The following is a 23,889-nucleotide window of genomic DNA, read 5'->3' as shown; positions in this document are numbered from 1 at the left end:
GCGCCGGTGACTCAGGTCAGGTAGCGGTACACGGGAGAGTCGGGTTCGAGCTGCTCGACGTGCAGGTGCGAATCACGCATCCGTTCGAGCAAGGGATCGAGCCCGCTCGCCGACCCGAGTTCGACACCGACCAGGGCAGCACCGGTCTCGCGGTTGTTGCGCTTGACGTACTCGAACAACGTGATGTCGTCCTCGGGGCCGAGCACCTCGTCGAGGAATCGGCGCAACGCTCCGGGTTCCTGCGGAAAGTCGACCAGGAAGTAGTGCTTGAGCCCCAGGTGAACCAACGAACGCTCGACGATCTCGCCGTAGCGAGAAACATCGTTGTTGCCACCCGAGATCAGGCACACCACGGTGCTGCCGGGTTCGACGTCGAGATGCTCGAGGGCGGCGACCGCCAGTGCGCCCGCGGGCTCCGCGATGACACCCTCGTTCTGGTAGAGCGCCAACATCGCCGTGCAGATCGCACCTTCGTCGATCTGCGTGATGAGGAACTCCCCGGGACCGGAACTGTCGAACACCGGCGCAGTGAGCAACGGCAACGACGCGTGAGAGACGACACTCGCCCCGAGCGATTGCAGCGCGGCGTACGGAACGTCACCGATGCGGCGGACGGCGGCTCCATCGACGAATGGGTCGATGTCGGAGAGCGTCACCGGACCACCGGCGATCAGCGCAGCGGTCATCGATGCCGCTCCGGTCGGTTCCGCACCCACCAGCGAGGTCTGCGGGGCGCGCTCGCGTAGGTAGCTCGAGATACCGGCAATACATCCGCCACCGCCGACGGGCATCACGACCACGTCGGGCGCGCCGCCGAGTTGGTCGACTATCTCGGCGGCGATGGTGCCCTGACCCGCCACGGTGCGCGGATCGTCGAACGGCGGCACCATGGTGGCACCGGTACGAGCGACATCCTCGGCGGCTGCGGCAGCCGCCGCGTCGAACGTATCGCCGATGACGATGAGATCGACGAACTCACCGCCGTGCACTCGGATGCGGTCACGCTTCTGCTTGGGCGTGTTCGCCGGCACGTAGATCCGCCCCCGCACGTGCATCGTGCGGCACGCGAAGGCGACACCCTGCGCGTGGTTTCCTGCGCTCGCGGTCACGACACCCACGGCGCGCTCGGCGTCCGTCAGTTGATCCATCAGGTTGTACGCGCCGCGAATCTTGTACGACCGTACGATCTGCAGGTCCTCGCGTTTGAGGTACACCTTCGCACCCGTCTCCGCAGACAGTCGTTCACACAGCTGCAGGGGCGTGGCCGCCACCACGGCGGAAATTCGCACCGCAGCGGCATCGATGTCGGCAGCGGTGACGCTCAGCGACGATGGGTGCTGGGAAGCGAGTTCCGGGGATGAAGACACCAGCACATGCTGCCACCAGCGCGGAACGGGTCCCCATCCGGGACCGTTACGACCGAACACCGGATCGGTCCGCAGGCCCCGCTCCCACGGCTGGACAACGGGTGATTCAGGCGCGCGAGAGCACCAGAACTGGTATCTCGCGATCGGTTTTCTTCTGATAATCGGCGTAATCGGGGTACGCGGCAACCGAACGTTCCCACCACACGGCCTTCTCGTCACCGCTCACTTCGCGGGCGATGTAGTCGTGCTTGTCAGGACCGTCCTGTAGCTCTACCAGCGGCTCGGCCTTGACGTTGTGATACCAGACGGGATGCTTGGGCGCCCCGCCCAACGAGGCGACGATGGCGTACTCGCCGTCGTGTTCCACCCTCATCAACGGCGACTTGCGCAGCTTTCCGCTCTTGTTGCCCTTCGTGGTCAGCAGTACGACCGGCATCCCGTTCATCATCGTGCCTTCGGTTCCGCCGGAGTTCTCGTACAGCTCGGCCTGCTTGCGGGCCCAGTCGGATGAACTCGGTTCGTATTCTCCTGTCAATGGCATGACTTTCAGTCAACACCTCCCGGCGTTGCGACGCCACGAGATGGGCAACATTGCCAGGCCCGAACCCCAAGTTCGGTGGACCGAATCTTTTACTGGGTATAGTCTGAACTTCTTGCAGCGGACAGCCGAACCTGCTGAGCGGCACCGGAGGAGGACACAATGACCTACACGAACGCCCAGGTGAGCCGTCGACATGCTCCTGCCCTTCGCACGGCGGACGTGGCCGGCATCGCGTGGCCCGTCTACAAACTCGAAGCCCTCGCACTGGGAGTTCTGGTGTTCGTCGGCACCCTCGCCTTCGCCGGGTCCCTGCACGCAGCAGTGCTCGCCGGCGCAGCGGCCACCGTGGCGACCTGGTGGACACTCCGCCTGACCGAGCTCGGTGCCACCGGGGCCGCATCAGCCCGTCAGACAGCCGGGCCCCAGTAGCGCCTTCAGGTCTCCCATCAACGCCGAAGTCGGCGTGACGCGGAGGCTGTCGTCGAGCTTCATCGTGGTGATCTTGTCGCCACTGACCAAACGCAGATGGACATCCGAGGTTCCCGGGTGGCTGATCAGCACCCGCTTGAGCGCGCCGACCTTGTCGGCGGTGCACAGGCGCGTCGGCAGACTGACCGCGAGCGGCTTGTCGATGCCGATCGCCGAGAGATCAGGCACCGCAAGGTCGTTCGCTATCAACGACACCCGGTCGTCGCGCACCGAGACCCGCCCCTTGACCAGGACCACCGAGTCCTCGGTGACGTCGGCACCGAACACCGAGTAGGCCTGCGGGAAGAACAGCACTTCGATGCCGCCGGCGAGATCCTCGAGCTGAGCCGACGCCCACGTCAGGCCGTTCTTGTTGATCCTCCGGTTCACCGAGGCCAGAATTCCGCCGACCGTGACCTGGGTACCGTCCTTGATATCCCCTTCGAGGATCGTCGGGATATTGCAGTCGGACTTCGCGGCCAACATGTGCTCGACGCCCAGGAGCGGGTGGCCGGAGACGTACAGGCCGAGCATCTCGCGCTCGAGAGCGAGCCGATGCTTGGATTCCCACTCCTCGTCCGGCACCCGGACGTTGAACACCGCGGAGATGGACTCATCGGCATCCTCACCGCCGAAGAGGTCGAACTGACCGATCGCCTCGGCCTTCTTGGTACCCATCACCGCGTCGATCGCATCGGCGTGAATGAGCATCAGCCCTTTGCGCGGATGATCGAGCGAGTCGAAAGCCCCTGCCTTGATGAGGGATTCGGTGACCTTCTTGCTGCACGCGATCGCGTCGATCTTGCCGAGGTAGTCCGAGAAGTCGGTGTACTTGGACTTCTCGGATCGCGCCCTGATGATCGAGGCGACCACGTTGGTTCCGACGTTGCGAACGGCGCCGAGGCCGAACCGGATGTCCTTGCCGACCGACGCGAAGTTCAGTTCGGATTCGTTGACGTCCGGAGGCAGCACGGTGATGCCGAGCTTGCGACAGTCGGCGAGGTAGATCGCGGCCTTGTCCTTGTCGTCACCGACACTGGTGAGCAGTCCGGCCATGTACTCGGCCGGGTAGTTGGCCTTGAGGTACGCCGTCCAGTACGACACCAGGCCGTAGCCCGCCGAGTGGGACTTGTTGAACGCGTAACCCGCGAAGGGCAGCACGGTGTCCCACAGCGCCTTGATGGCCGCCTCGGAGAAGCTGTTGTCCAACATGCCCTGGCGGAATCCGGCATACGCCTTCTCCAGCTCGGAGAGCTTCTTCTTACCCATGGCGCGACGCAGCAGGTCGGCCTGGCCGAGGGTGTACCCGGCGACCTTCTGCGCGAGCTGCATGATCTGCTCCTGGTAGACCACCAGGCCGTACGTCTCACCGAGGATCACCTTGAGCGGCTCTTCGAGCTCGGGGTGAATCGGCTTGACCTCTTGCCTACCGTTCTTGCGGTCGGCGTAGTCGTTGTGCGAGTTCATTCCCATCGGACCGGGCCGGTAGAGGGCCAGGACGGCGACGATGTCCTCGAAACCGGTGGGCTGCATGCGGCGGAGCAGATCGCGCATGGCACTGCCGTCGAGCTGGAAAACGCCGAGAGTGTCACCGCGAGAGAGCAGTTCGAACGTCGCGGGGTCGTCGAGCGGCAACGCGTCGAGGTCGATGTCGATGCCGCGGTTCGCCTTGATGTTGTCGATGGCGTCACCGATGACGGTGAGGTTGCGCAGACCGAGGAAGTCCATCTTGAGCAGACCGATGGCCTCGCACGACGGGTAGTCCCAGCCGGTGATGATGGCACCGTCCTGCGCGCGCTTCCACACCGGGATGGCGTCGGTGAGCGGCTCCGAGGACATGATGACCGCGCAGGCGTGTACGCCAGCGTTGCGGATCAGGCCTTCGAGTCCCTTGGCCGTCTTGTAGATGGTCGCGACGTCGGGGTTGGAGTCGATCAGCGCTCTGACCTCGACGGCTTCCTTGTATCGCTCGTGGGCGGGATCGGTGATGCCGGCCACGGAGATGTCCTTGGCCATGATGGGCGGCGGCAGAGCCTTGGTGATCTGATCGGCGATGCCGAAGCCGGGCTGGCCGAACTGCACACGGGCCGAGTCCTTGATGGCGGCCTTGGTCTTGATCGTGCCGAACGTGATCACCTGGGCCACACGGTCGCTGCCCCACTTCTCGGTGGCGTAGCGAACCATCTCACCGCGGCGGCGATCGTCGAAGTCGATATCGATATCGGGCATCGACACACGCTCGGGGTTGAGGAATCGCTCGAACAGCAGACCGTGCGGCAACGGGTCGATGTTGGTGATGCCCATGGCGTAGGCGACCAACGATCCGGCGGCGGATCCTCGGCCGGGGCCGACACGGATGCCGACGGCCTTGGCGTGGTTGATCAGATCGCCGACGACGAGGAAGTAGGCCGGAAAGCCCATCTCGAGGATGACCTTGATCTCGTACTCGGCCCGAGCGAGGTAGTCCTCGGCCGGGCCGTCGGGGAACCGCCGCTCGAGCCCGGTCATGACCTCGTGGCGCAACCACGTGCCCTGGGTGTGGCCCTCGGGCACGGGGAAGATCGGCATCCGGTCACGGTGCGCCCACACCTCGTCGTAGGGCTGCACTCGCTCGGCGATGAGTAGCGTGCTGTCGCAGGCACCGGGCACCTGATCGTCCCAGAGCTCGCGCATCTCGGCGGCGGACTTGAGGTAGTAGCCGTCGCCGTCGAACTTGAAGCGGGTGGGATCGCTGAGCGTCTTACCGGTCTGAATGCACAGCAGCGCCTCGTGGTTCTCGGCAGCGTCCTTGGTGACGTAGTGGCAGTCGTTGGTCGCCAGCGGCGGGATCGACAGCTTCTTGCCGATGTCCAGCAGGCCCTCTCGGACGCGACGTTCGATGGACAGGCCGTGGTCCATCAACTCGAGGAAGAAGTTGTCCGGCCCCCAGATCTCGCGCCACTTCGCGGCCGCCTCCAGTGCCTCACGATCCTGGCCGAGTCGCAGGCGAGTCTGTACCTCTCCGGACGGGCAGCCGGTGGTGGCGATGATGCCTTCCGCGTGCGAGGCGATGATCTCCTCGTCCATGCGGGCCCACTTGCCGAGCTGGCCCTCGATCGACGCCAGCGACGACAACTTGAACAGGTTCCGGACGCCGGTGGCATTCTCGGCGACCATCGTCATGTGCGTGTACGCACCGCTACCGGAGACGTCGTCGGACTTCTGGCTCCGATCGCCCCACAGCACACGCTTCTTGTTGAACCGGGACTCGGGCGCGATGTAGGCCTCGATGCCGATGATCGGCTTGATGCCGGCCTTCTTGGCCTCGTTGTAGAACTCGCTGGCCCCGTACATGTTGCCGTGGTCGGTCATCCCGACTGCCGTCATCTCCAACCGCGCCGCCTCGGCGAACATGGCCCCGATCTTGGCGGCACCGTCGAGCATCGAATATTCGGTGTGGTTGTGCAGATGAACGAACGAATCGGCCACGAAGGTTCTCCTGAAGGTCGTGCGCTATCGAAATACGAGCCGCGAATGTACTCACTCTAGGCGGTGAAACCGACAGATTTTTCAGGCCGACGGTGTGTCCTGGGAGGACGTGACGGGTGTGACGAACGAGACTGAAGTTGCCTCATTCGGTAGGGACCGGCCCGTCGTCCGGCAGCGGCCCGACGACGTCGACGTACTCCGGCAGCAACGGCTCGACGGCGAACTTTCCGGACACGGCGTCCGGCGGAAGCGCCTGTACCGCGCGCACATCGGGACGACCGGCCAGCGCGGTCAACTCCGGCAGGGTTCCGCGCACCACCAGCGTCACCACACACGCGCATCCGTCGAGCAGACGTCGCTGCGACACCGCGGCGATCTGCGCCTGCCGGTCCCCCGCCGCGAACGATTCCCCCGCCAGGCTCGCTGCGCGCGCAGTCGAATTCAGTACCGAACGTTCACTGCCCGGCACGCCGACGGTGAGTATCGGAGTCTGCACGCGGTCGAGCGGAACACGGAGCAGCACCTGGGAGATTCGGACCCCGCCGGCGATGGCATGGGCCTGCTCGGCGGTGAGTGCACGGTCGAACGACACCGAGGCCCATCGAGGTGCGGCATCGTCGGCGCGCAGACTCGCCTCGGCACGGGCCAGGTAGTCGATCACCTGCTCGCCGCTGTCCGGGCCGAGCCGGTCGGTGCCCACACCCAGCTGTCGTACCGGATTCAGGTGCCCGATCACGGCGAGCGCCCCGACAACGAGGGCGGCGGCAACGACGCCGACGAGCACACCGGAGACTCCGCTGGTGCGCATCACGCCTTCCGAAGCACCTCGAGTGCGTGCTCGAGGTCGGCCGGATACTTGCTCTCGATCTCCACCCAACGGCCGTCGGACGGATGCGCGAAACCGAGTGACCGTGCATGGAGCCACTGTCGCTCCAGGCCGAGCCGTTCGGCCAGCCGCGGATCGGCGCCGTAGGTCAGATCACCGCAGCACGGATGCCGCAGGGCCGAGAAGTGCACCCGGATCTGGTGCGTGCGACCGGTTTCCAAGTGCACGTCCAGCAGACTCGCGGCCTGGAACGCCTCGACCGTGTCGTAGTGGGTCACGCTGGGCTTACCGTCGGCACGGACGGCGAACTTCCAGTCGTTGCTGCCGTGTCGACCGATGGGAGCATCGATGGTTCCACTGCTCGGATCCGGGTGGCCCTGAACCAGTGCGTGGTATCGCTTGTCGATGGTCCGCGCCTTGAACGCTCGCTTGAGCACGGTGTACGCCCGCTCCGACGTCGCGACCACCATGACCCCGGACGTGCCGACGTCGAGTCGGTGCACGATGCCCTGACGCTCGTGCGCGCCGGAGGTGGAGATGCGGAATCCGGCGGCCGCGAGGCCGCCGATGACCGTCGGGCCGGTCCAGCCCACACTGGCGTGCGCGGCGACACCGACGGGCTTGTCCACGGCCACGATGTCGTCGTCGGCGTAGAGGATCTCCATCCCCTCGACCGGCTCCGCCTCGATCGTCAACTCGCGGGCGGGCTCGGGCAGCGTCACTTCGAGCCATGACCCTGCGGCCAGCCGATCCGACTTGCCGACGGCACCGTGATCGACCAGAACCGAGCCTTCCTCGGCCAGAGTCGCGGCGACGGTACGCGAGAGTCCGAGCAGCCGAGCGAGACCGGCGTCGACCCGCATCCCGTCCAGACCGTCGGGCACCGGCATCGAGCGCGATTCCCTCACTTGTCGGCCTCGCCGGCGGCGTCGGAACTCGACTTGGTCACTCGTTCACCGTTCGGCTCGAACCCGAACAGGCTCAGGACCACGAGCAGAATCGCACCACAGACGATGGACGAGTCGGCCACGTTGAACACCGGCCACCAGCCCACCGATACGAAGTCGACAACGTGTCCCTGGAACGGCCCCGGCGCACGGAAGAAGCGGTCGATCAGGTTGCCGAGGGCTCCGCCGAGTACCAGGCCCAACCCCAGCGCCCACCACGGCGAGCGCAGCGTCCGACCGATCTTGATCACTCCGATGACCACGGCCACGGCGACGACGGTGAGCAGCCACGTCATCCCGGTGGCCATCGAGAACGCCGCGCCGGGGTTGCGTACCAGCCGCAACGTCACGACGTCCCCGAACACCTCGATGGGGTTGCCGGGCTTGACGTAATGCACGACCACGATCTTGGTCACGAGATCGAACACCAGAATCACGGCCGCGATCACGATCAGCAGCCGGGTCTTGAGCGGCTTCGGCAGTCGACTCTCGGCGTTGTCGTTATCGGTCACCTGCGAGTCCGCGGTCTCGTTCGGTGCCGGAACGCTACTCGTCTCGGCTGGCGGATCATCGGCGCGGTCTTCACTCACCCGTCCATCATGGCGTATGGACGGCGGCGGGTCCGCATCCGTGCCGCGCACCGACCGATCACTGCGGGCGGTGTCAGTAGCCTGGTGCCCGTGAAGTCGACCGATCGCTCCCGCACCGTCCGCTCCCGCACCGTCCGCTCCGGTTTTCTCGCTGCCTGCTCTGCAGTGGCTCTCGTCGCGGGATGTTCGAGCGCCGACACCGACACCGATCCCGCGCCCGAACAGGCCACGTCCTCGAACGAGGTGACGATCCCCGTGACGCCGACGACCACGACCGTCGTCGACGCCGGCACGGAGCCGCGCCGCATCCTGACCTTCGACACCGCCGATTCGGACGAGCAGAACGTCGACCTCACCACCACCTCCACCGTCTCGCAGCAGATCAACAACGATGCGTCGCAGGATTTCTCCAGTCCCGAACTGACGGTGCCTCTGTCCGCATCGACCTCCGACACCGTCACGGACGACGACGCCGCGACCGGTGCCACTCGCTCGGTCGAGTTGACCATCGGAGCAGCGACATCACCCGACGAAGGACTGACCGACGCGCTCTCGGCCTCCGAGGGCTCCGCGGCGCGGCTGGCGACCACCGACTCGGGAGCGATCACCGCACTGCACATCACGCCCGCCGAGGCCGCGCTCGATACCGCTCGCGCGGCGATCGAACGCTCGTTGAACGCCGCGGTGTACCGATCCATCGACCTACCCGAGGCCGAAGTGGGAGTGGGAGCCGTCTGGACCGTCGATCAGCAGGTGCTCAGCGGAATCACGCTGAATCAACGCGCCACGGTCACACTCCGGGCACTCGACGGCGACCGGGCAACCCTGGACGTCGCGCTCGCGCAGACACCCGAATCCACGACATGGAATCTGCCCGACGATGCCGGCACGCTGAACATCGCGACGTACACCTTCACCGGCGCGGGCACCCTCGAGATCGATCTGACACAGCCGCTTCCCGTCGGCGGATCGATCACCGCAGGAGGCGAGCAGATGTACACCGACCCGGACAGCACGACCGTGTTACGCCAGACCGTCGGAGATTCGATCACCTGGAGTTCCCGATGACCGCGCGCTCCACGACGCGGGTGCTGGCCGCACTGTCACTCGTCGGCGTCGCCGCGGCCGGATGCAGCGCGGACGAACCGGCCGGCACCCCGGCACCCGCACCCACCGTCGTCGCCGCTCCCGATCCCCTCCTCGGAACCCCCATCACCGACTCCGGCGTTCTGAGTGCGTCGATGTTGGGGCTGGACGACCTGCCTGACGGGTTCTCCTCGATCCCCGACCCGGTCCAGGATCTGGGGCTCGACCCGGCTCCCGAATACGACTCACCCGACAAGTCCGGTACCGACCCGGCGGCGTGTGCGGCGGTTCTCGCACCGATCTCGGATCAACGCGGCGGCGCGGCGGCGTCCGCGGTGGCTCGCTTCTCGGGGCCGAACTTCTCGTCGATCGACGAGGACGCGGCAAGCTACGCGGACAGCGGGGCCGCGGAGGCGTTCTCTTCGGTGCAGCAGGCCTGGGCCGGGTGCACCGAATTCAGCGGCACGGACGCGGACGGCGTGGGCGTGCAGTACGCGCTGACGGGCCGCGAGCAATCGCAGATCGGTGACGCCTCCGCCTCGATGCGTCTGACCACCAGCAGCGAAGGCTTCAAGTTGATCTCCGACGTGGTGGTGGCGGTGGTCGATTCGACTGTCGTGCAGATCGTCGTCTCGGATCAGAGCGGACTCGAACCCGACACCGTGACCGCCGTCGCCGAGGCCGCCGCGGACCGCATCGGAACGGCCGCACCGAGCGCCTGAACAGAACCGATCCACCGACGAAGAACTGCCGGTGACATATCCCCGAGGGGAGATGTCACCGGCAGTTCCGGATGGGTCAGAGACGATCGGCAGGACTCAGGGTGCGGGGCACGCCGGGCTGGTCAGCTGCGCGAGCGAGACGATGCCGCAGGCGTTCTCCTTGGAGAGCTTCCACACACCGTCCTCGGGGACGAACTGGAACGTGCCGGGGTTGGCCTGGCCGTTGAGCGTGATCGTGATGCCGGCATTGAGAACCCCGGTGCCGAGGTCGTCGATGCTGGTGATCTCGATCTGAGCGTTGTTTGCCACGGCAGCGGCAGCGACCTGGTTGATCAGATCCGGGTCCTCGGACGCGCCCTGGATCAGAGCCGCCTTCTCCTCGACCGGAACGTTGGGGTCGAGTCCACGCATGAGCTGCGTGTTGAGCTCCTCGACCGTGGGTGCCGGCGGGTACGCACCGGCGGAGGGATCGGCAACCGCAGAGGTGGTGACAGCCGTCGTCGTCGTGGTGGGCTCTTCCTCGCCGCCGGAGCTGCAGGCGGTCATGGTGAGCGCTGCGGAGATGGCGATGCCGGCAACCATTGCCCGTCGGGTGTTGCGAAGCTTCAAGTGCTTGTCCTTTTCACTCTGAGTCACGTCTCGATCGTTCTGTGACTCGTCGGTCGTTGCGGGGATGGGTCGTCTCGGACCGGGGTCCACTATGTCAGCTCGGATCGGTCGAGTCACAACCCGCAAGCCCTCCCTGTGAAACCTCACAGAGTTTCCTCAGCTCTGCCACAACTCACTTCAGGCTGTCGAGAACATCGGCGACTACCAGGTTCTCGTCCGATTCGGCGAAGGTACGCGCGATTCCCGGCCCGGTGGTCCGGGTCTCGAACCTTACGGTCACCACCGCATGTCCGGCACCCTGCACCCAACCGTGACCGTAGTCGGGATGCCGAACGTCCATGCCCGGCTGCCACCGCGGGCCGTCCGGGACAGGGTCGGAGGCCGCTTCTACCGGGTCTGCCGACTCCTCCGTCGCATCTGTCGCACCCGGGACCGGTTCGTGTTCCAGTTCGGGGAAGAGCGATCCCTGTCTGACCGCCGACAGGCCGGCCAATCCGACCCCGACCAGACGGATCGGACCGACGTCGACCGGATCGACGGCAAGGCGCTGCGCCGTGGCCACGATGGTCTGCTTGTCCACCGTCGCATACTGCAGCGTTGCCGACCTGGTGATGATGCTCATGTCGGACTTGCGGAGTTTCAGCACCACCGTCCTCGCACCCCGACCGTCCTTCAGCAGTCTGCGGTGCGTCGACTCGACGATGGACTCGATGGCCGGCCGCAGCTGAGCGAGGGAAATCAGATCCTGGGCGAACGTCGTCTCGGCGCTGACCTGCTTGGCCTCGGCCCGCTCGGCCACCACTCGATTGTCGATTCCGCGTGCCAGCTGATGCAGACTCGGCCCCATCGTGGCCCCGAGGATCGACGCCACCTCGGACTCGGGGGTGGCCACGAACTTGCCGATGGTGTCGATTCCCAAGCGCCGCAACCGCTCCCCCGCCACGGGTCCGATCCCCCACAGTTTTCGCACCGGCAGTGTCGCCATCAACTCGGCCTGAACGCCCGGAGCCACGACGGTGATGCCGTCGGGCTTGGCCAGTCCCGACGCGATCTTGGCGATCTGTTTTCCCGATCCGGCACCGATCGAGGCGACCAGACCGGTCTCGGCGAGTATGAGCGCGCGCAGGTCCGCGCAGAACAGCTCGACCTCACGTACCGTCGCTCCGGCGAGTTCGAGCGGCTCGCCGAACGCCTCGTCGATCGACAGTTGTTCGAGGACCGGCATGGGGCCGCGTAGTGCCTCGAAGGCCCGACGGCTGAGTTCCGAGTACAGAACGAACCGCGGCGGCAACACCACGGCACCTGCGCCGACGAGTCGCCGGGCCTGGTGCATCGGCATGGCCGAACGCGCTCCGAACGCGCGGGCCTGGTAGCTGCAACCGGCCACCACTCCCCGCCCGCCTGCCCCGCCCACGAGAACCGGGCGGCCCCGCAACGTGGGTCTGGTGAGTTGTTCGGCGGAGGCGAAGAACGCGTCCATGTCCAGGTGCAGCACCCACCGACGACTGCGCAGGGTGTTGTCGACGATGTCGGGCACGGTCGTCAACGATGGTCGTCGGTAGCGAATCCGAGCGCCTGCGCGGCGCGTTCGGGGGTCGGGTCCGACCACATTTCGCCGTACATCCCACTCGTCGTCAGCGATCTGGTGTGCGCGGTGTCGATGTACAGGGTGCCATCGAGATGGTCGGTCTCGTGCGCCACGATCCTGGCCGGCCAACCCAGAACCACCTCGTCGACAGCGCGGCCGGTCTCATCGGCGCACTGGAGTCGGACCTCGGCCGCGCGCGTGACGACGGCCTGATAGCCGGGGACACTGAGGCACCCCTCGTAGAATCCGGCCGTCCGCGACCCGACCGGGGTGTACCGGGGATTGACCAACACGCGGAACGGAAGCCGCGTCCGCTCGCGGACTCGGGCGACATCCGCTCCTACGTCGCAGCGATCCTCGATCACCGCGATCCGGAGCGGGATGCCGATCTGCGGCGCAGCCAGACCGACACCGGGCGCGTCGTGCATCGTCGCGCGCATCACCTCGATCAACTCGCCGAACGTCTCGGCGTCGAGCTGCCCGGCGTACGGGGCGACGATCGGCACGACACCGCCGTGAGCGTCGGCGAGAAGCTCACGGACGGCGTCCACCGATACGTCGCCGCCGATCATGACGACTTGGTGATCGCTGCCCGCACTCCCTCACCGAGATCGCTGCCGTCGTCGCCGACGCGGCCGTCGACCAGCGAGAGTGCGAGCACCTCGCCGGCGATCAGATCACGATGGGTGTCGAGCCAGCCCTGCCTGTGCTCGGGGACCTCCATGACGATATCGATTCGGTCCGAGACGTCGAATCCGTGACTGCGACGGGCATCCTGCAACTCGCGGATGCGGTCCTTGGCCCAACCCTCGGCCTCCAGTTCCTCGGTGACGGCCGAATCGAGCACCACCAGGCCGGCGTTTCCGGGCAGCGGTGCCGTCGACTCGGGCTCGGCTGCAACGAGTCTGCTGGTGAATTCCTCCGGCAGCAACGCGATACCGGCGGCGCTCACGACTCCGTCGGCATCCTCGGACCAATCCCCTGCCTTGACGGCCTTGATGACCGTCTGGACGTCCTTACCGATCCGAGGACCCGCAGCCCGGGCATTGACGACGAGCTCGAACTTTCCGTGCGCCGCAACGTCGTCGGTCAGATCGACCTTCTTGACGTTGACCTCGTCGGAGATGATGTCGACGAACGGACGCAGCCGCTCCGCATCGGCGGCCGCGACCGTCACCTCGGGCAGCGGCAGCCGCACTCGCAGATTCTGCGCCTTCCGCAGACCGAGAACCGTCGAGCACACGGTGCGCACCTCGTCCATGCTCTCGACCAGTTCCGGATCCGAGGGCAGTTCGCCTGCCTCGGGCCAGTCGGTCAGGTGCACCGAACGGCCACCGGTCAATCCGCGCCACACCACTTCACTGATCAGCGGCAACAGCGGAGCGGCGATGCGAGTGAGCACCTCCAGCACGGTGTGCAGGGTGTCGATCGCGTCGGCGTCCTCGCTCCAGAACCGCGAACGAGACCGTCGGACATACCAATTGGTGAGTGCGTCACAGAACGTGCGTAGCTCGTCGCACGCTCCGGCGATGTCGTTTCCCTCGAGCGCATCGGTGATGGCGTCCCGGGTGGCCGACAGCTTGGCCAGCACATAGCGATCGAGTACGTGCGGCGAGTCGGTACGCCACTGCCCCGGCGTCGACGCGTAGAGCTGCAGGAAGCTCCACGCGTTCCAGATCGGCAACAACGCCTGGCGGACACCCTCACGGATGCCCTGCTCGGTGACGATGAGGTTGCCGCCGCGCAGGATCGGCGAGGACATCAGGAACCACCGCATGGCATCGGAGCCGTCGCGGTCGAAGACCTCCTTGACATCCGGGTAGTTACCCTTGGACTTGCTCATCTTCAGGCCGTCTTCGCCGAGCACGATGCCATGGGCGGCAACAGTTTTGAAGGCCGGTCGATCGAACAACGCAGTGGCCAGCACGTGCAGGGTGTAGAACCAGCCGCGCGTCTGCCCGTTGTACTCGACGATGAAGTCGCCCGGGTTGTGTGTCTGGAACCACTCCTCGTTCTCGAACGGGAAATGCACCTGCGCGTACGGCATCGAGCCGGACTCGAACCAGCAGTCCAGCACCTCGGGCACCCGACGCATCGTCGACTTGCCGGTCGGGTCGTCCGGGTTGGGTCGCGTCAGATCGTCGATGTAGGGGCGATGCAGATCGGTCGGTCGCACGCCGAAGTCACGCTCGAGCTCGTCCAGGCTGCCGTAGACGTCCAGTCGCGGGTAGGCCGGATCGTCGGACGTCCACGCCGGAATCGGGCTGCCCCAGTATCGGTTTCGGCTGATGTTCCAGTCGCGTGCGCCTTCGAGCCACTTGCCGAACTGGCCGTCCTTGATGTGCTCGGGCACCCAGGTGATCTCCTGGTTCAGCTCGACCATTCGATCGCGGAACTTGGTGACTGCGACGAACCACGACGGCACTGCCATGTAGATCAGCGGCTGACCACTGCGCCAGCTGTGCGGGTACGAGTGCTCGATGGTCTCGTGCCGCAGCAACCGACCGGAGGCCTTGAGGTCCTTGATGATCACCGGGTTGGCGTCGAACACCATCAGACCCTCGTACGGCGGCACCAGCGACGTGAATTTGCCGCCGGCATCGAGCGGCTGCACGACCTCGATTCCGTTCGCCGTGGCGACGTCCATGTCCTCTTCACCGAAAGCCGGTGCGAGGTGCACGATTCCGGTACCCGAATCGGTGGTGACGTAGTCGGCCTGCAATACACGGTGTGCATTCTCGTGGCCGAGGAAGAAGTCGTAGGGCGGTGCGTAGGAGAGTCCGACCAACTCGGCACCGGTGTGCTCCGAGAGCACCTCCGGGTCCTCTCCCAGTTCCTTCGCATAATGCGAGAGTCGCAGTGCCGCAAGCACATACCGTTCACCGTCGGTTCCGCGTACCTGCACGTAGTGCACCTCGGGGTGCACCGCGATCGCCAGGTTCGACGGCAGGGTCCACGGGGTGGTGGTCCAGATCAGCGCGTTCGCCCCGTCCAGCGGCGAACCGGGAGCCGTCAACGGCATCGTGACGGTGACCGCCGGATCCTGACGCATCTTGTACGCGTCGTCGAGCCGTGTTTCCTGATTGGACAACGGCGTCTGCTCGTACCAGCTGTAGGGCAACACCCGGTAGCCCTGATAGATCAGGCCCTTGTCGTGCAGTGTCTTGAACGCCCACATGACCGACTCCATGAAGTCCACGTCGAGCGTCTTGTAGTCGTTGTCGAAGTCGACCCACCGCGCCTGCCGAGTGACGTAGTCACGCCACTCGTCGGTGTACTGCAGCACCGACTGCTTGCAGTAGGCGTTGAACTTCGCCAGGCCCATCTCGTCGATCTCGGACTTGTCCTTGATGCCGAGCTGCTTCTCCGCTTCCAACTCGGCGGGCAGACCGTGACAATCCCACCCGAAGCGTCGCTCGACCTTCTTGCCGCGCATGGTCTGGAATCGCGGGACGAGGTCCTTGACGTACCCGGTGAGCAGGTGCCCGTAATGGGGCAGACCGTTGGCGAAGGGTGGGCCGTCGTAGAAGACGAACTCCTCGGCATCGGCTCGATTGTCGATGCTGGCACGGAAAGTGCCGTCCTCGGCCCACTCGTGCAGAACGATGCGTTCGAGGTCGGGAAACGGAACGCTGCCCGATCGGCCCTCGGCCCGGTCCACCAGCGGGTACGACCCCGAGTTCGGACGGGCGCTCGACTCTGTCATGGTTCTCTCCTCCGTGCCGGTCGCGTACGAGACGCAACGTCAGTTGGCACGGGGACGATCATCGGGCGAATCTCACGCCCGATACCGCGGTACCACCCCGCTTGCTCTGCCTTCGACGACAGTGTCGTCGAGGTGAGCCACTCCACGTGAGCTGTGACGGGCTCACCCGTTCGGTTCTACTGAACGTCGATCCGAAACACCCGAGGGTGTCGCACCGAACGTCGTTCTTCCGAAAGCTCCCCGGTGATGGCCGGATCTACGCGTGAAAATCGATCGAATGGAACATGGTCATGCTACCTGTCGAGCTCGGGCGGTGGCCGTCGGCCCGTGAGCGCTCCGACCAACAGCAGACCTGCACCCACGATGCACACCACGATGCAGGCCCACGCCCAGACGACGGACCCTGTCATCAAGGCGATGACAAGAAGGCCGAAGCCGATCGCTGCTGCGCCGAGAGTCAGGACCAACACTGGTTTCCTCGCTCACCACTCGACGCCACAACCGATCCGACCCTGCCGCACACGGCAGCGTCGGAGACCGGTAGTGCGTCAGTTGCCCTTGGCGTACGACTGGCTGTAACCGGACGACTGGGTGTCCTGGTTGAAATTGTCCTGACCGTTGTCCACCGGGAGAGCCGAGGAACGGTTCTCCAGCTCTTCGAGCTGAGACTCGAGGTACGACTTGAGCCGCACTCGGTACTCGCGCTCGAACGTCTTGAGCTGCTCGATGCGGCCTTCCAGCACGGAACGCTGCTGGTTGATCGTCGCCATGATCTCGGTGTGCTTGCGCTCGGCGTCGGCCTGCAGCGCATCGGCCTTCTCCTTGGCCTGACGCAGCTGGGTCTCGGACCGTGTCTGCGCGTCGGACAACAGCGACTCGGACTTCTGCCGAGCCTCGGACATCATCGATTCCGAACGCGTACGTGCGTCCGACACCAGACGCTCGGCGTTGGTCCGAGCGTTGCCGAGCAGCTGCTCGGACTCCGACTTGGCATCACCGGTGAGGCGGTCGGCCATCTCCTGCGCGAGACCGAGAATCTTCGCGGCCTGCATGTTGGAGTCGCCGGACTGCTGCGGAGCTGCTGCAACGGGCGCGACCGGGGCCGGCTGCTGCACGACCGGCTGCGGCTTGGGGGGATCCACGGGGCGCTGTGGCTCCGCTTTCGGTGCGGCGGTCTGAGCCGGTTGCGGGCTCTGCCGTCCGGCGCTCTTGGCATCCGCGAGCTCCTGATCGAGCTCACCGACCCGCTGGCGGAGGTCGGCGTTCTCTTCGATCAGTCGCGACAACTCTTGCTCGACGAGGTCGAGAAAAGCGTCGACCTCGTCTTCGTTGTAACCGCGCTTACCGATGGGCGGCTTGCTGAACGCGACATTGTGCACATCAGCTGGAGTCAGCGGCATGGAAGGATCCCTTCACGCGTCTTGGGGCGGTAGAGCAAGCATTCAGTTATATGCCATTCCGCGCGAGTGCAGAACAATCAAACTGTAACTGGCGTCCATTCTGTCACACGGGACACGCAGCTTGCGCGCGTCCCGCGTTCTAACATCTATCTTCGATCTCAGGCCGCGAGACCACTGGTTATGTTCCACGCGATGAAGACGACGAACAGCAGGACCATGATGGACAGGTCCAGTCGAACTCCACCGAGGTTGAGCGGCGGAATTATCTTGCGGAGGAACTTGACCGGCGGGTCGGTGACCGTGAAGATCGCCTCGAGCAGGATGACGACCAACCCGGTCGGTTGCCAATCTCTCGCGAAAGTCCTGATGAACTCGACGATGATTCGACCGATGAGAAGGAGCCAAAAAAGAAACAATACGATGTTGATCACCGTGAACACGATCACGGCTATACTCTGCCTGACTTCGGCGGGCTGAGCAAAGCGCCCTGGTCACAGCCCTGAACTACCACCCCGAACAGTGAATCTTTCACTGCTGACTGTAGAAGCCGGTCTCGGCGATACGCCTGCGCTCCTGTGGCGAGACGTCGACGTCGGCGGGCGACAGCAGGAAGACCTTCGTCGCCACCTTGTCGAAGGAACCGCGAAGCGCGAACGCCAGACCGGCAGCAAAATCGACCAGGCGCTTGGCGTCGGCGTTGCTCATCTCGACCAGATCCATGATGACCGGAGTGCCGTCTCGGAAGCGCTCGCCGATCGTGCGGGCCTCGCTGTAGTCCCGCGGGCGCAGCGTGGTGATCTTCGACAGGGGACCGCCGTCGTCGACGATCGGGCTGCGCCGGGTCTCCGCACGCACATCCATGCGAGTGTCCATCGCCAACGCTCCTCTGGTTGCCGCTCCGCGCGTGGTCGGGGCGGCTCCGCGTCCACGTCCACCGATCGGGGCCAATGTGGCCGCCGGACGCGGTGCCTCGTAGTCGTCGTAGTCGTCCTCGACCTGTGCATGCCTGGATCCACCGAACGACGGCTTGACGAAGTCACGGTCGTCGATGTCGTCGTAGCTGTCACGACCGCCACGGGAGCTGCGCCGCGCGTCCGGCTCGTCGAGGTAGTCGTCCTCGTAGTCGGCGAGCGGAACCATGCCGAAGTACGCCTTGAACTTGTGCAGGGTGCTCATCGTTCTGCCTTCCGTGGCGGTGTGTCTACTGTCGATCCCCAGGTTCGCAAGTGTCTGTTGTGACTGATGTGATCCGTGGATTGCTATTGCGAGGCTATCGGCCGCGCGCCGAGTATTGCGGTACCGACACGCACGCACGTCGATCCGTGCCGCACAGCAGCTTCCAGGTCTCCGGTCATGCCCGCGGACAGCTCGAGCGCTCCGGGATGAGTCGCCAGAAGCTCGCTGTGCAGACCCTCCAGGTCCGCGAACGCGGCGTCCGGATCGGCCTCGAGAGGTGGCACCGCCATCAACCCTGCGAGACGCACACCGGTTGCGTTCGACACGACGTCCGCAAGCTCGTGCAATTCGCCGCGTTCGACGCCGCCGCGGTGCACATCTCCGTCGAGACTGACCTGAACGATCACATCCAGCTCGGCCGACCGAAGTCCCTCGTCCAAGGCCTTCGTCGTCGCCTTGGACAGTGCAGCCACCAACCGCGCACTGTCCACGGAATGAATGGAGTGCGCCCACGCGGCGACCGACTTCGCCTTGTTTCGTTGCAGATGACCGATCATGTGCCACCGGGGCGGATCGCCGCCGAACTCCTCGGCCGTCTCGGCGACCTTGGGCGACGCGTCCTGCTCCCGGGACTCGCCGAAGTCGCGGCAACCGAGGGCATACAGGATGCGCACGTCGGAGGCGGGAAAGAACTTGGTCACCGGCAGCAGAGCCACCTCGGCGGGCGACCGGCCCGCGTCGACACAGGCGCGGTGCAACCGCTCCCGCACCGATGTCAACGCCGTCTCGATCTCTCGCGCCCGCTCTGTGCCCGAGGCACCGTCGGTGGGTTCGCTCATGACAACCTTCCCTGCCGGTTCACCGATGGGCCGCTTCGGGACGATCGTTCGGGGATGTGCTGTCCATCCACACGACACTGGCAATTCGGCCGGTCGACCCTTCGCGGCGATGACTGAACAGAGTTCTGTCCTCGATGGTGCATCGCGGATCCTGCGCCACCCCGGACACTCCCGCTGTGAGCAGCTGCGCGCGGATACCGGCGGGAATGTCCAGGCCCGGCGTGTGGCGGACGGTTGTCGTCGCGCTGCCGGGAAGGTGCTTGTCGACGTCCGCTCTCATCTGCGCGGGCACCTCGTACTGGCGACCACTCGCGGCCGGACCGAGAAACGCACCGATCCGCTCCGGAACCGCGCCGAGTTCGACCATGACAGACAGCACTCGCGGAACGATGCCGATACGGGCCCCGACCCGGCCCGCATGCACAGCGGCTATCACTCCGGCTTCTTCGTCGGACAGCAGAATCGGCACACAGTCGGCAGTCAACACCACCAGACCCAGATCGCGCTGCGTCGTCACCAACGCGTCGGTCATCGGCACCGGCTCTGCGACCGGACCGTCGACCACCGTGACGGTGCGTCCGTGGACCTGCTCCATGAACACGAGCCGGTCGAGTCCCATACCCAACCGATCGCCGAGGCGTCGACGGTTCGCCTCTACCGCTGCCGGGTCGTCACCGACGTGATCACCGAGGTTGAACGTATCGAACGGCGGTGCCGACACTCCGCCCGCTCGCGTCGTCGAGACGCGTCGGACACGAAACGGACCGGCGGATGCGGCCTCGTTCACCGCCGCATGAAGGACGGCACATCGACATCGTCTTCGCCCTCGTCCTCGGCGATCGGCACGCGACGTCCCGATCCGACCGACTCGCGTCCACCCGAGTCACGGCCCTGGCCGGCTGCCGATTCACGACTGGACGATTCACGGTTGGACGAGCTCGAGGAATTCAACGGCGGCAGGCTGCTGCCGCTCGGTGCACCGACCGGGTCGCGGAACACGGCACCGTCGGACCCCTCGCTCGACCGCGACGACACCTCGCCCGAGCGAGCCGATCCGATCGGGCTGCGCGTCGAGGCGGCCGCTTCGACCGGGCGACGCGTCGGGGTGCCGCCGTCGAAGCCTGCGGCGATGACGGTGACGCGCACCTCGTCGCCGAGCGAGTCGTCGATGACGGTTCCGAAGATGATGTTGGCGTCGATGTGGGCGGCTTCCTGCACCAGCGACGCCGCCTCGTTGATCTCGAACAGACCGAGGTCGGATCCACCGGCGATGGACAGCAGCACACCGCGTGCACCTTCCATCGAGGCTTCGAGAAGCGGCGAATTGATCGCCGATTCGGCGGCCTTGATCGCGCGTCCCTCACCGCGGGAGGAACCGATGCCCATCAATGCGCTGCCTGCGCCGGACATGACGCCCTTGACGTCGGCGAAGTCGACGTTGATCAAACCCGGGGTGGTGATCAGGTCGGTGATGCCCTGGACGCCGTTGAGCAACACCTCGTCGGCGCTGCGGAATGCGTCCATCAGGCTGACGGCGGCGTCGCCGAGCTGGAGCAGTCGATCATTGGGAATGACGATGAGCGTGTCGCACGACTCACGGAGCTGCTGGATGCCGGTGTCGGCCTGGCCGCCGCGCCGCTTGCCCTCGAACGAGAACGGACGGGTGACGACACCGACGGTCAACGCACCGAGCTTGCGCGCGATGTTGGCGACGACGGGGGCACCGCCGGTACCGGTGCCGCCACCCTCGCCCGCAGTGACGAAGACCATGTCGGCACCCTTGAGTACCTCTTCGATCTCGTCTTTGTGATCGTCCGCGGCACGCCGACCGACCTCGGGGTCGGCTCCGGCACCGAGTCCTCGGGTCAGTTCGCGGCCGACGTCGAGCTTGACGTCTGCGTCACTCATCAGCAAGGCCTGAGCGTCGGTGTTGACCGCGATGAACTCGACTCCCTTGAGTCCCTGTTCGATCATGCGGTTGACCGCGTTCACGCCGCCGCCGCCGATGCCGACGACCTTGATTACGGCGAGGTAGTTGTGCGGGGGCGTCATGGGCTCTCGCCTTCCGTGGAGTGTTGCGTGAAAAATGGAAACCCTCAACCTAAACCACAGGCTTAGAGTTATGTCAAGTACTGAACTGGTCGAAACGCTATTCATCGCCGACGACTATCGCCATTAGGCGCGCCGACGCCGCGCCGAAATTCCCGTCTCGGACGAAACTATTTCGTGGTGGGCAGATCCGGACTCGAGACATCGAAGATCTGACCGGGTTGCGACAGCAGCGCGATCGCCACCGCAGCCTTGCGTTCCGAGTCCTCCTTGCTGCCCCACACGACAGTGCGACCGTCGAGCAGCAGAATCGAGATGTCGGACAAGGTGCTCGCGCGCAGCTCTGCGGCCTGATCGCGCAGCAGCGGTGGCAACGTATCGAGCACCGCCAGTGCGTCTTTCGTCACCGGATCACCGAACACCGGATTGTCGGTCACCAGGCGCACCACCCCCGGCGGAGGCGGTGCAATCGCGAAATCGACCCCGGTGGAATCGAGCAGATGGGTGCCGTCGGGAGAATCGAAGAACGCCACCGGAACTCGTTCCTCGACCGTCACCTGCACGGTCGACGGGTACTTCCGTTGCACACGCACGGTCGCCAGGGCCGGGATCGTCGCCACCCGCTGCGCCGCCGCTGCAGTATCGACCCGAACGAGCGGAAGCCCGGCGGGAACGTCGAGCCGCTCGAGAATCTCCTGCTCGGATACCGACGACTGCCCCGCGACCGAAATGGTCCGGACCGACAACAGCGGCGTGAAATACACCAGCGCAGCCGATCCCACCACGAGAGCCACAACGGCCGCCGCGATGAGCAGCGCCTTGCGCCTCGACCGCTTCACCCGGGCGCGCTCTTCTTCTCTGGCCAGCGCGCGCGCCTGCTTGTCGGTGAGTACGGGCGGTGAATCGTCTTCTCCTGCAGCGTTTCCCGACCTCGACGAACGAACTCGGTCGGAGCGACGAGTCACGTCGACGGCCGATCCTTCGGTACACCGCGGCCGGTCGCAGCACCGAAATCGGTCTTCGAGCGAAGTGCATCCAGAATCGGTCCGCCGAGCATCGTCACGTCTCCCGCACCCATGGTGATGACGACGTCGCCCGGGACGCTGAGATGGGCCACCTGCTTGGCCACCAACGACAGATCCGGCTGGTAGTTGACCGGCTTGGTGACCGAGGCGGCAACCAGCGCCCCCGTCACACCCGGCAGTGGTTCCTCGCGCGCGCCGTACACGTCGAGCACGACGATCTCGTCGGCCAAGGACAACGCGGCACCGAATTCCTCGGCGAACGTCGCTGTCCGCGAGTACAGGTGCGGCTGGAACACCACGACCACCCGCCCGTGGTCCTGACCGTCGACGAGCGCCCGTGCTGCGGTCAACACCGCGCGTACCTCGGTCGGATGATGGGCGTAATCGTCGAACACGCGGACACCGTGCTCGCGTCCGGTGAACTGGAAACGCCGGTGGACGCCGCCGAAACCGGTGAGCCCGGCCAGCAGTTCCTCGATACCGGCACCGACCTGACGCGCCGCGACGAACGCCGCCAACGCATTGAGGGCAGTGTGCCGCCCGGGGACGCCGAGCCGCACCGTGCGCGCCGCATCCTCACCCGCGATCTGCAACTGCGCGACGCCACCGATGTCCTCGGGCTCCCACGCCAACAGACGCACGGCCATCTCGACCGGCCCCGCGTCGACGTCCGAGGACCCGTAGCCGAGCACTGTCACTCCTGGCATGTTCCTGTCCACCACGCGTCGGGCCAGCGCCGCCGAACCGGGGTCGTCCATGCACGCCACGAGCACACCACCTGGACCGAGAAGCGCGGCGAAGTCGTCGAACACCTGCACGTAGGCCTCGGTGGTGCCGAAGTGGTCCAGGTGATCGGCCTCGATGTTGGTCACGATGATGACGTTGGCGGCGTACTGCAGCAGCGAGCCGTCACTCTCGTCCGCCTCGGCCACGAACACGTCTCCGCTGCCGTGATGGGCGTTGGTTCCTGCTTCGTTGAGCTCTCCCCCGACGGCGAAGGACGGGTCGAACCCGCAATGCTGGAGGGCGACGACCAGCATCGATGTGGTCGACGTCTTTCCATGCGTACCGGAGACCAACAACGTGCGGTACCCCTGCATGAGCGAGGACAGCACTGCCGGACGCAGCACCACCGGGATTCCACGCTCCCGCGCTTCGACGAGTTCGGGATTGGTCTTGGGAATCGCGGCGTGGGTCGTCACCACCACGGTGGGTCCACCGTCGATCATGTCCAGGGCGCTGGCGTCGTGACCGATGCGGACCTGCGCACCGCGTGCACGCAGTGCGAGCACGCCGCGCGATTCCTTGGCATCCGAACCCGACACCTGTCCCCCGCGAGCCAGCAGGATCCTCGCGATGCCGGACATTCCGGCACCACCGATGCCCACCATGTGTACTCGTTCGAGCTCCGCCGGCAGATCCGACATCGCACCCTCAGTTGTCACGCGGACGTCTCCCTCGTTCTCTTCGCATGCTCGACGC

Annotated in this window: 22 protein-coding genes; 3 read left to right on the top strand and 19 right to left on the bottom strand. The window is 65.7% G+C overall.

Annotated elements, in window-relative coordinates; all coding sequences use genetic code 11:
• Window positions 1-11 precede the first annotated feature (11 nt).
• Together ilvA and MTX34_RS15780 are read right to left on the bottom strand one after the other, a co-directional pair.
• Window positions 12-1,367 (bottom strand): threonine ammonia-lyase IlvA, encoded by a 1,356-nt coding sequence (gene ilvA / locus MTX34_RS15785; RefSeq protein ID WP_243609981.1) that lies wholly within the window; start codon window positions 1,365-1,367, stop codon window positions 12-14.
• Between the two features lie 106 nt (window positions 1,368-1,473).
• The gene (locus tag MTX34_RS15780) at window positions 1,474-1,908 is read right to left on the bottom strand and encodes a nitroreductase family deazaflavin-dependent oxidoreductase (RefSeq protein WP_243594977.1); all 435 of its coding nucleotides are present in this window, start codon (window positions 1,906-1,908) and stop codon (window positions 1,474-1,476) included.
• 159 nt (window positions 1,909-2,067) lie between these two features.
• Between MTX34_RS15780 and MTX34_RS15775 the strand changes: the two genes are divergently transcribed.
• On the top strand, window positions 2,068-2,337 hold the full coding sequence (locus MTX34_RS15775) for a hypothetical protein (protein WP_243609980.1): 270 nt from the start codon (window positions 2,068-2,070) through the stop codon (window positions 2,335-2,337).
• Here the strand turns inward: MTX34_RS15775 and dnaE are convergent.
• The 4 genes from dnaE to lspA all read right to left on the bottom strand — a co-directional run bounded on the left by dnaE (window position 2,308) and on the right by lspA (window position 8,225).
• Window positions 2,308-5,844, bottom strand: coding sequence for a DNA polymerase III subunit alpha (gene dnaE, locus MTX34_RS15770; RefSeq protein ID WP_243609979.1), 3,537 nt, complete (start codon window positions 5,842-5,844; stop codon window positions 2,308-2,310). The genes MTX34_RS15775 and dnaE overlap by 30 nt on opposite strands.
• 142 nt (window positions 5,845-5,986) lie before the next feature.
• Window positions 5,987-6,652, bottom strand: a complete 666-nt coding sequence (locus MTX34_RS15765; protein WP_243610044.1) for a hypothetical protein — start codon at window positions 6,650-6,652, stop codon at window positions 5,987-5,989.
• Entirely contained in the window at window positions 6,652-7,578 is a 927-nt protein-coding gene (locus MTX34_RS15760) for an RluA family pseudouridine synthase (RefSeq protein WP_032394372.1), read from the bottom strand. The genes MTX34_RS15765 and MTX34_RS15760 overlap by 1 nt, the downstream gene beginning before the upstream one ends.
• Window positions 7,575-8,225 (bottom strand): signal peptidase II, encoded by a 651-nt coding sequence (gene lspA / locus MTX34_RS15755; protein WP_374639814.1) that lies wholly within the window; start codon window positions 8,223-8,225, stop codon window positions 7,575-7,577. The genes MTX34_RS15760 and lspA overlap by 4 nt, the downstream gene beginning before the upstream one ends.
• Before the next feature lie 72 nt (window positions 8,226-8,297).
• Here lspA and MTX34_RS15750 point away from each other — a divergent pair, with 72 nt between their 5' ends.
• Window positions 8,298-9,275 (top strand): hypothetical protein, encoded by a 978-nt coding sequence (locus tag MTX34_RS15750; protein WP_243609978.1) that lies wholly within the window; start codon window positions 8,298-8,300, stop codon window positions 9,273-9,275.
• Window positions 9,272-10,015, top strand: coding sequence for a hypothetical protein (locus MTX34_RS15745; protein WP_243609977.1), 744 nt, complete (start codon window positions 9,272-9,274; stop codon window positions 10,013-10,015). Before MTX34_RS15750 ends, MTX34_RS15745 begins: the two co-directional genes overlap by 4 nt.
• A 96-nt stretch (window positions 10,016-10,111) precedes the next feature.
• On the opposite strand, the gene MTX34_RS15740 is transcribed toward MTX34_RS15745, so the two are convergent.
• The 13 genes from MTX34_RS15740 to murC form a co-directional block, all read right to left on the bottom strand.
• Entirely contained in the window at window positions 10,112-10,597 is a 486-nt protein-coding gene (locus tag MTX34_RS15740; RefSeq protein WP_279393382.1) for a hypothetical protein, read from the bottom strand.
• Window positions 10,598-10,796: 199 nt separating this feature from the next.
• Window positions 10,797-12,119 (bottom strand): DNA polymerase IV, encoded by a 1,323-nt coding sequence (locus MTX34_RS15735; protein ID WP_243610043.1) that lies wholly within the window; start codon window positions 12,117-12,119, stop codon window positions 10,797-10,799.
• Between the two features lie 47 nt (window positions 12,120-12,166).
• Window positions 12,167-12,784, bottom strand: a complete 618-nt coding sequence (locus MTX34_RS15730) for a peptide deformylase (protein ID WP_243609975.1) — start codon at window positions 12,782-12,784, stop codon at window positions 12,167-12,169.
• Window positions 12,781-15,918, bottom strand: coding sequence for an isoleucine--tRNA ligase (ileS, locus tag MTX34_RS15725; protein ID WP_243609974.1), 3,138 nt, complete (start codon window positions 15,916-15,918; stop codon window positions 12,781-12,783). The genes MTX34_RS15730 and ileS overlap by 4 nt, the downstream gene beginning before the upstream one ends.
• Window positions 15,919-16,211: 293 nt before the next feature.
• Window positions 16,212-16,388: a hypothetical protein gene (locus MTX34_RS15720; RefSeq protein WP_243609973.1), complete on the bottom strand. Its 177-nt coding sequence runs from the start codon at window positions 16,386-16,388 to the stop codon at window positions 16,212-16,214.
• A gap of 78 nt (window positions 16,389-16,466) precedes the next feature.
• Entirely contained in the window at window positions 16,467-17,318 is an 852-nt protein-coding gene (locus MTX34_RS15715; RefSeq protein WP_243594987.1) for a DivIVA domain-containing protein, read from the bottom strand.
• A gap of 158 nt (window positions 17,319-17,476) precedes the next feature.
• On the bottom strand, window positions 17,477-17,764 hold the full coding sequence (locus MTX34_RS15710; RefSeq protein ID WP_243594988.1) for a YggT family protein: 288 nt from the start codon (window positions 17,762-17,764) through the stop codon (window positions 17,477-17,479).
• An 82-nt stretch (window positions 17,765-17,846) separates the two neighbouring features.
• Window positions 17,847-18,494: a cell division protein SepF gene (locus tag MTX34_RS15705; RefSeq protein WP_243609972.1), complete on the bottom strand. Its 648-nt coding sequence runs from the start codon at window positions 18,492-18,494 to the stop codon at window positions 17,847-17,849.
• Between the two features lie 83 nt (window positions 18,495-18,577).
• Window positions 18,578-19,333, bottom strand: coding sequence for a YggS family pyridoxal phosphate-dependent enzyme (locus MTX34_RS15700; RefSeq protein ID WP_243609971.1), 756 nt, complete (start codon window positions 19,331-19,333; stop codon window positions 18,578-18,580).
• A gap of 19 nt (window positions 19,334-19,352) precedes the next feature.
• The gene (gene pgeF, locus MTX34_RS15695) at window positions 19,353-20,120 is read right to left on the bottom strand and encodes a peptidoglycan editing factor PgeF (RefSeq protein ID WP_243609970.1); all 768 of its coding nucleotides are present in this window, start codon (window positions 20,118-20,120) and stop codon (window positions 19,353-19,355) included.
• Window positions 20,117-21,385, bottom strand: coding sequence for a cell division protein FtsZ (ftsZ, locus tag MTX34_RS15690; RefSeq protein WP_243609969.1), 1,269 nt, complete (start codon window positions 21,383-21,385; stop codon window positions 20,117-20,119). The genes pgeF and ftsZ overlap by 4 nt, the downstream gene beginning before the upstream one ends.
• Window positions 21,386-21,552: 167 nt before the next feature.
• Complete coding sequence (locus MTX34_RS15685; protein ID WP_243609968.1) at window positions 21,553-22,347, bottom strand: FtsQ-type POTRA domain-containing protein; 795 nt, start codon at window positions 22,345-22,347, stop codon at window positions 21,553-21,555.
• Window positions 22,344-23,834, bottom strand: a complete 1,491-nt coding sequence (gene murC, locus MTX34_RS15680) for a UDP-N-acetylmuramate--L-alanine ligase (RefSeq protein ID WP_243610042.1) — start codon at window positions 23,832-23,834, stop codon at window positions 22,344-22,346. The genes MTX34_RS15685 and murC overlap by 4 nt, the downstream gene beginning before the upstream one ends.
• Window positions 23,835-23,889: the final 55 nt, after the last annotated feature.

Source organism: Rhodococcus sp. ARC_M5, assembly GCF_022810405.1.
Classification (GTDB): Bacteria; Actinomycetota; Actinomycetes; order Mycobacteriales; family Mycobacteriaceae; genus Rhodococcoides; species Rhodococcoides navarretei.
This window is presented reverse-complemented; position numbering and strand designations above follow the sequence as displayed.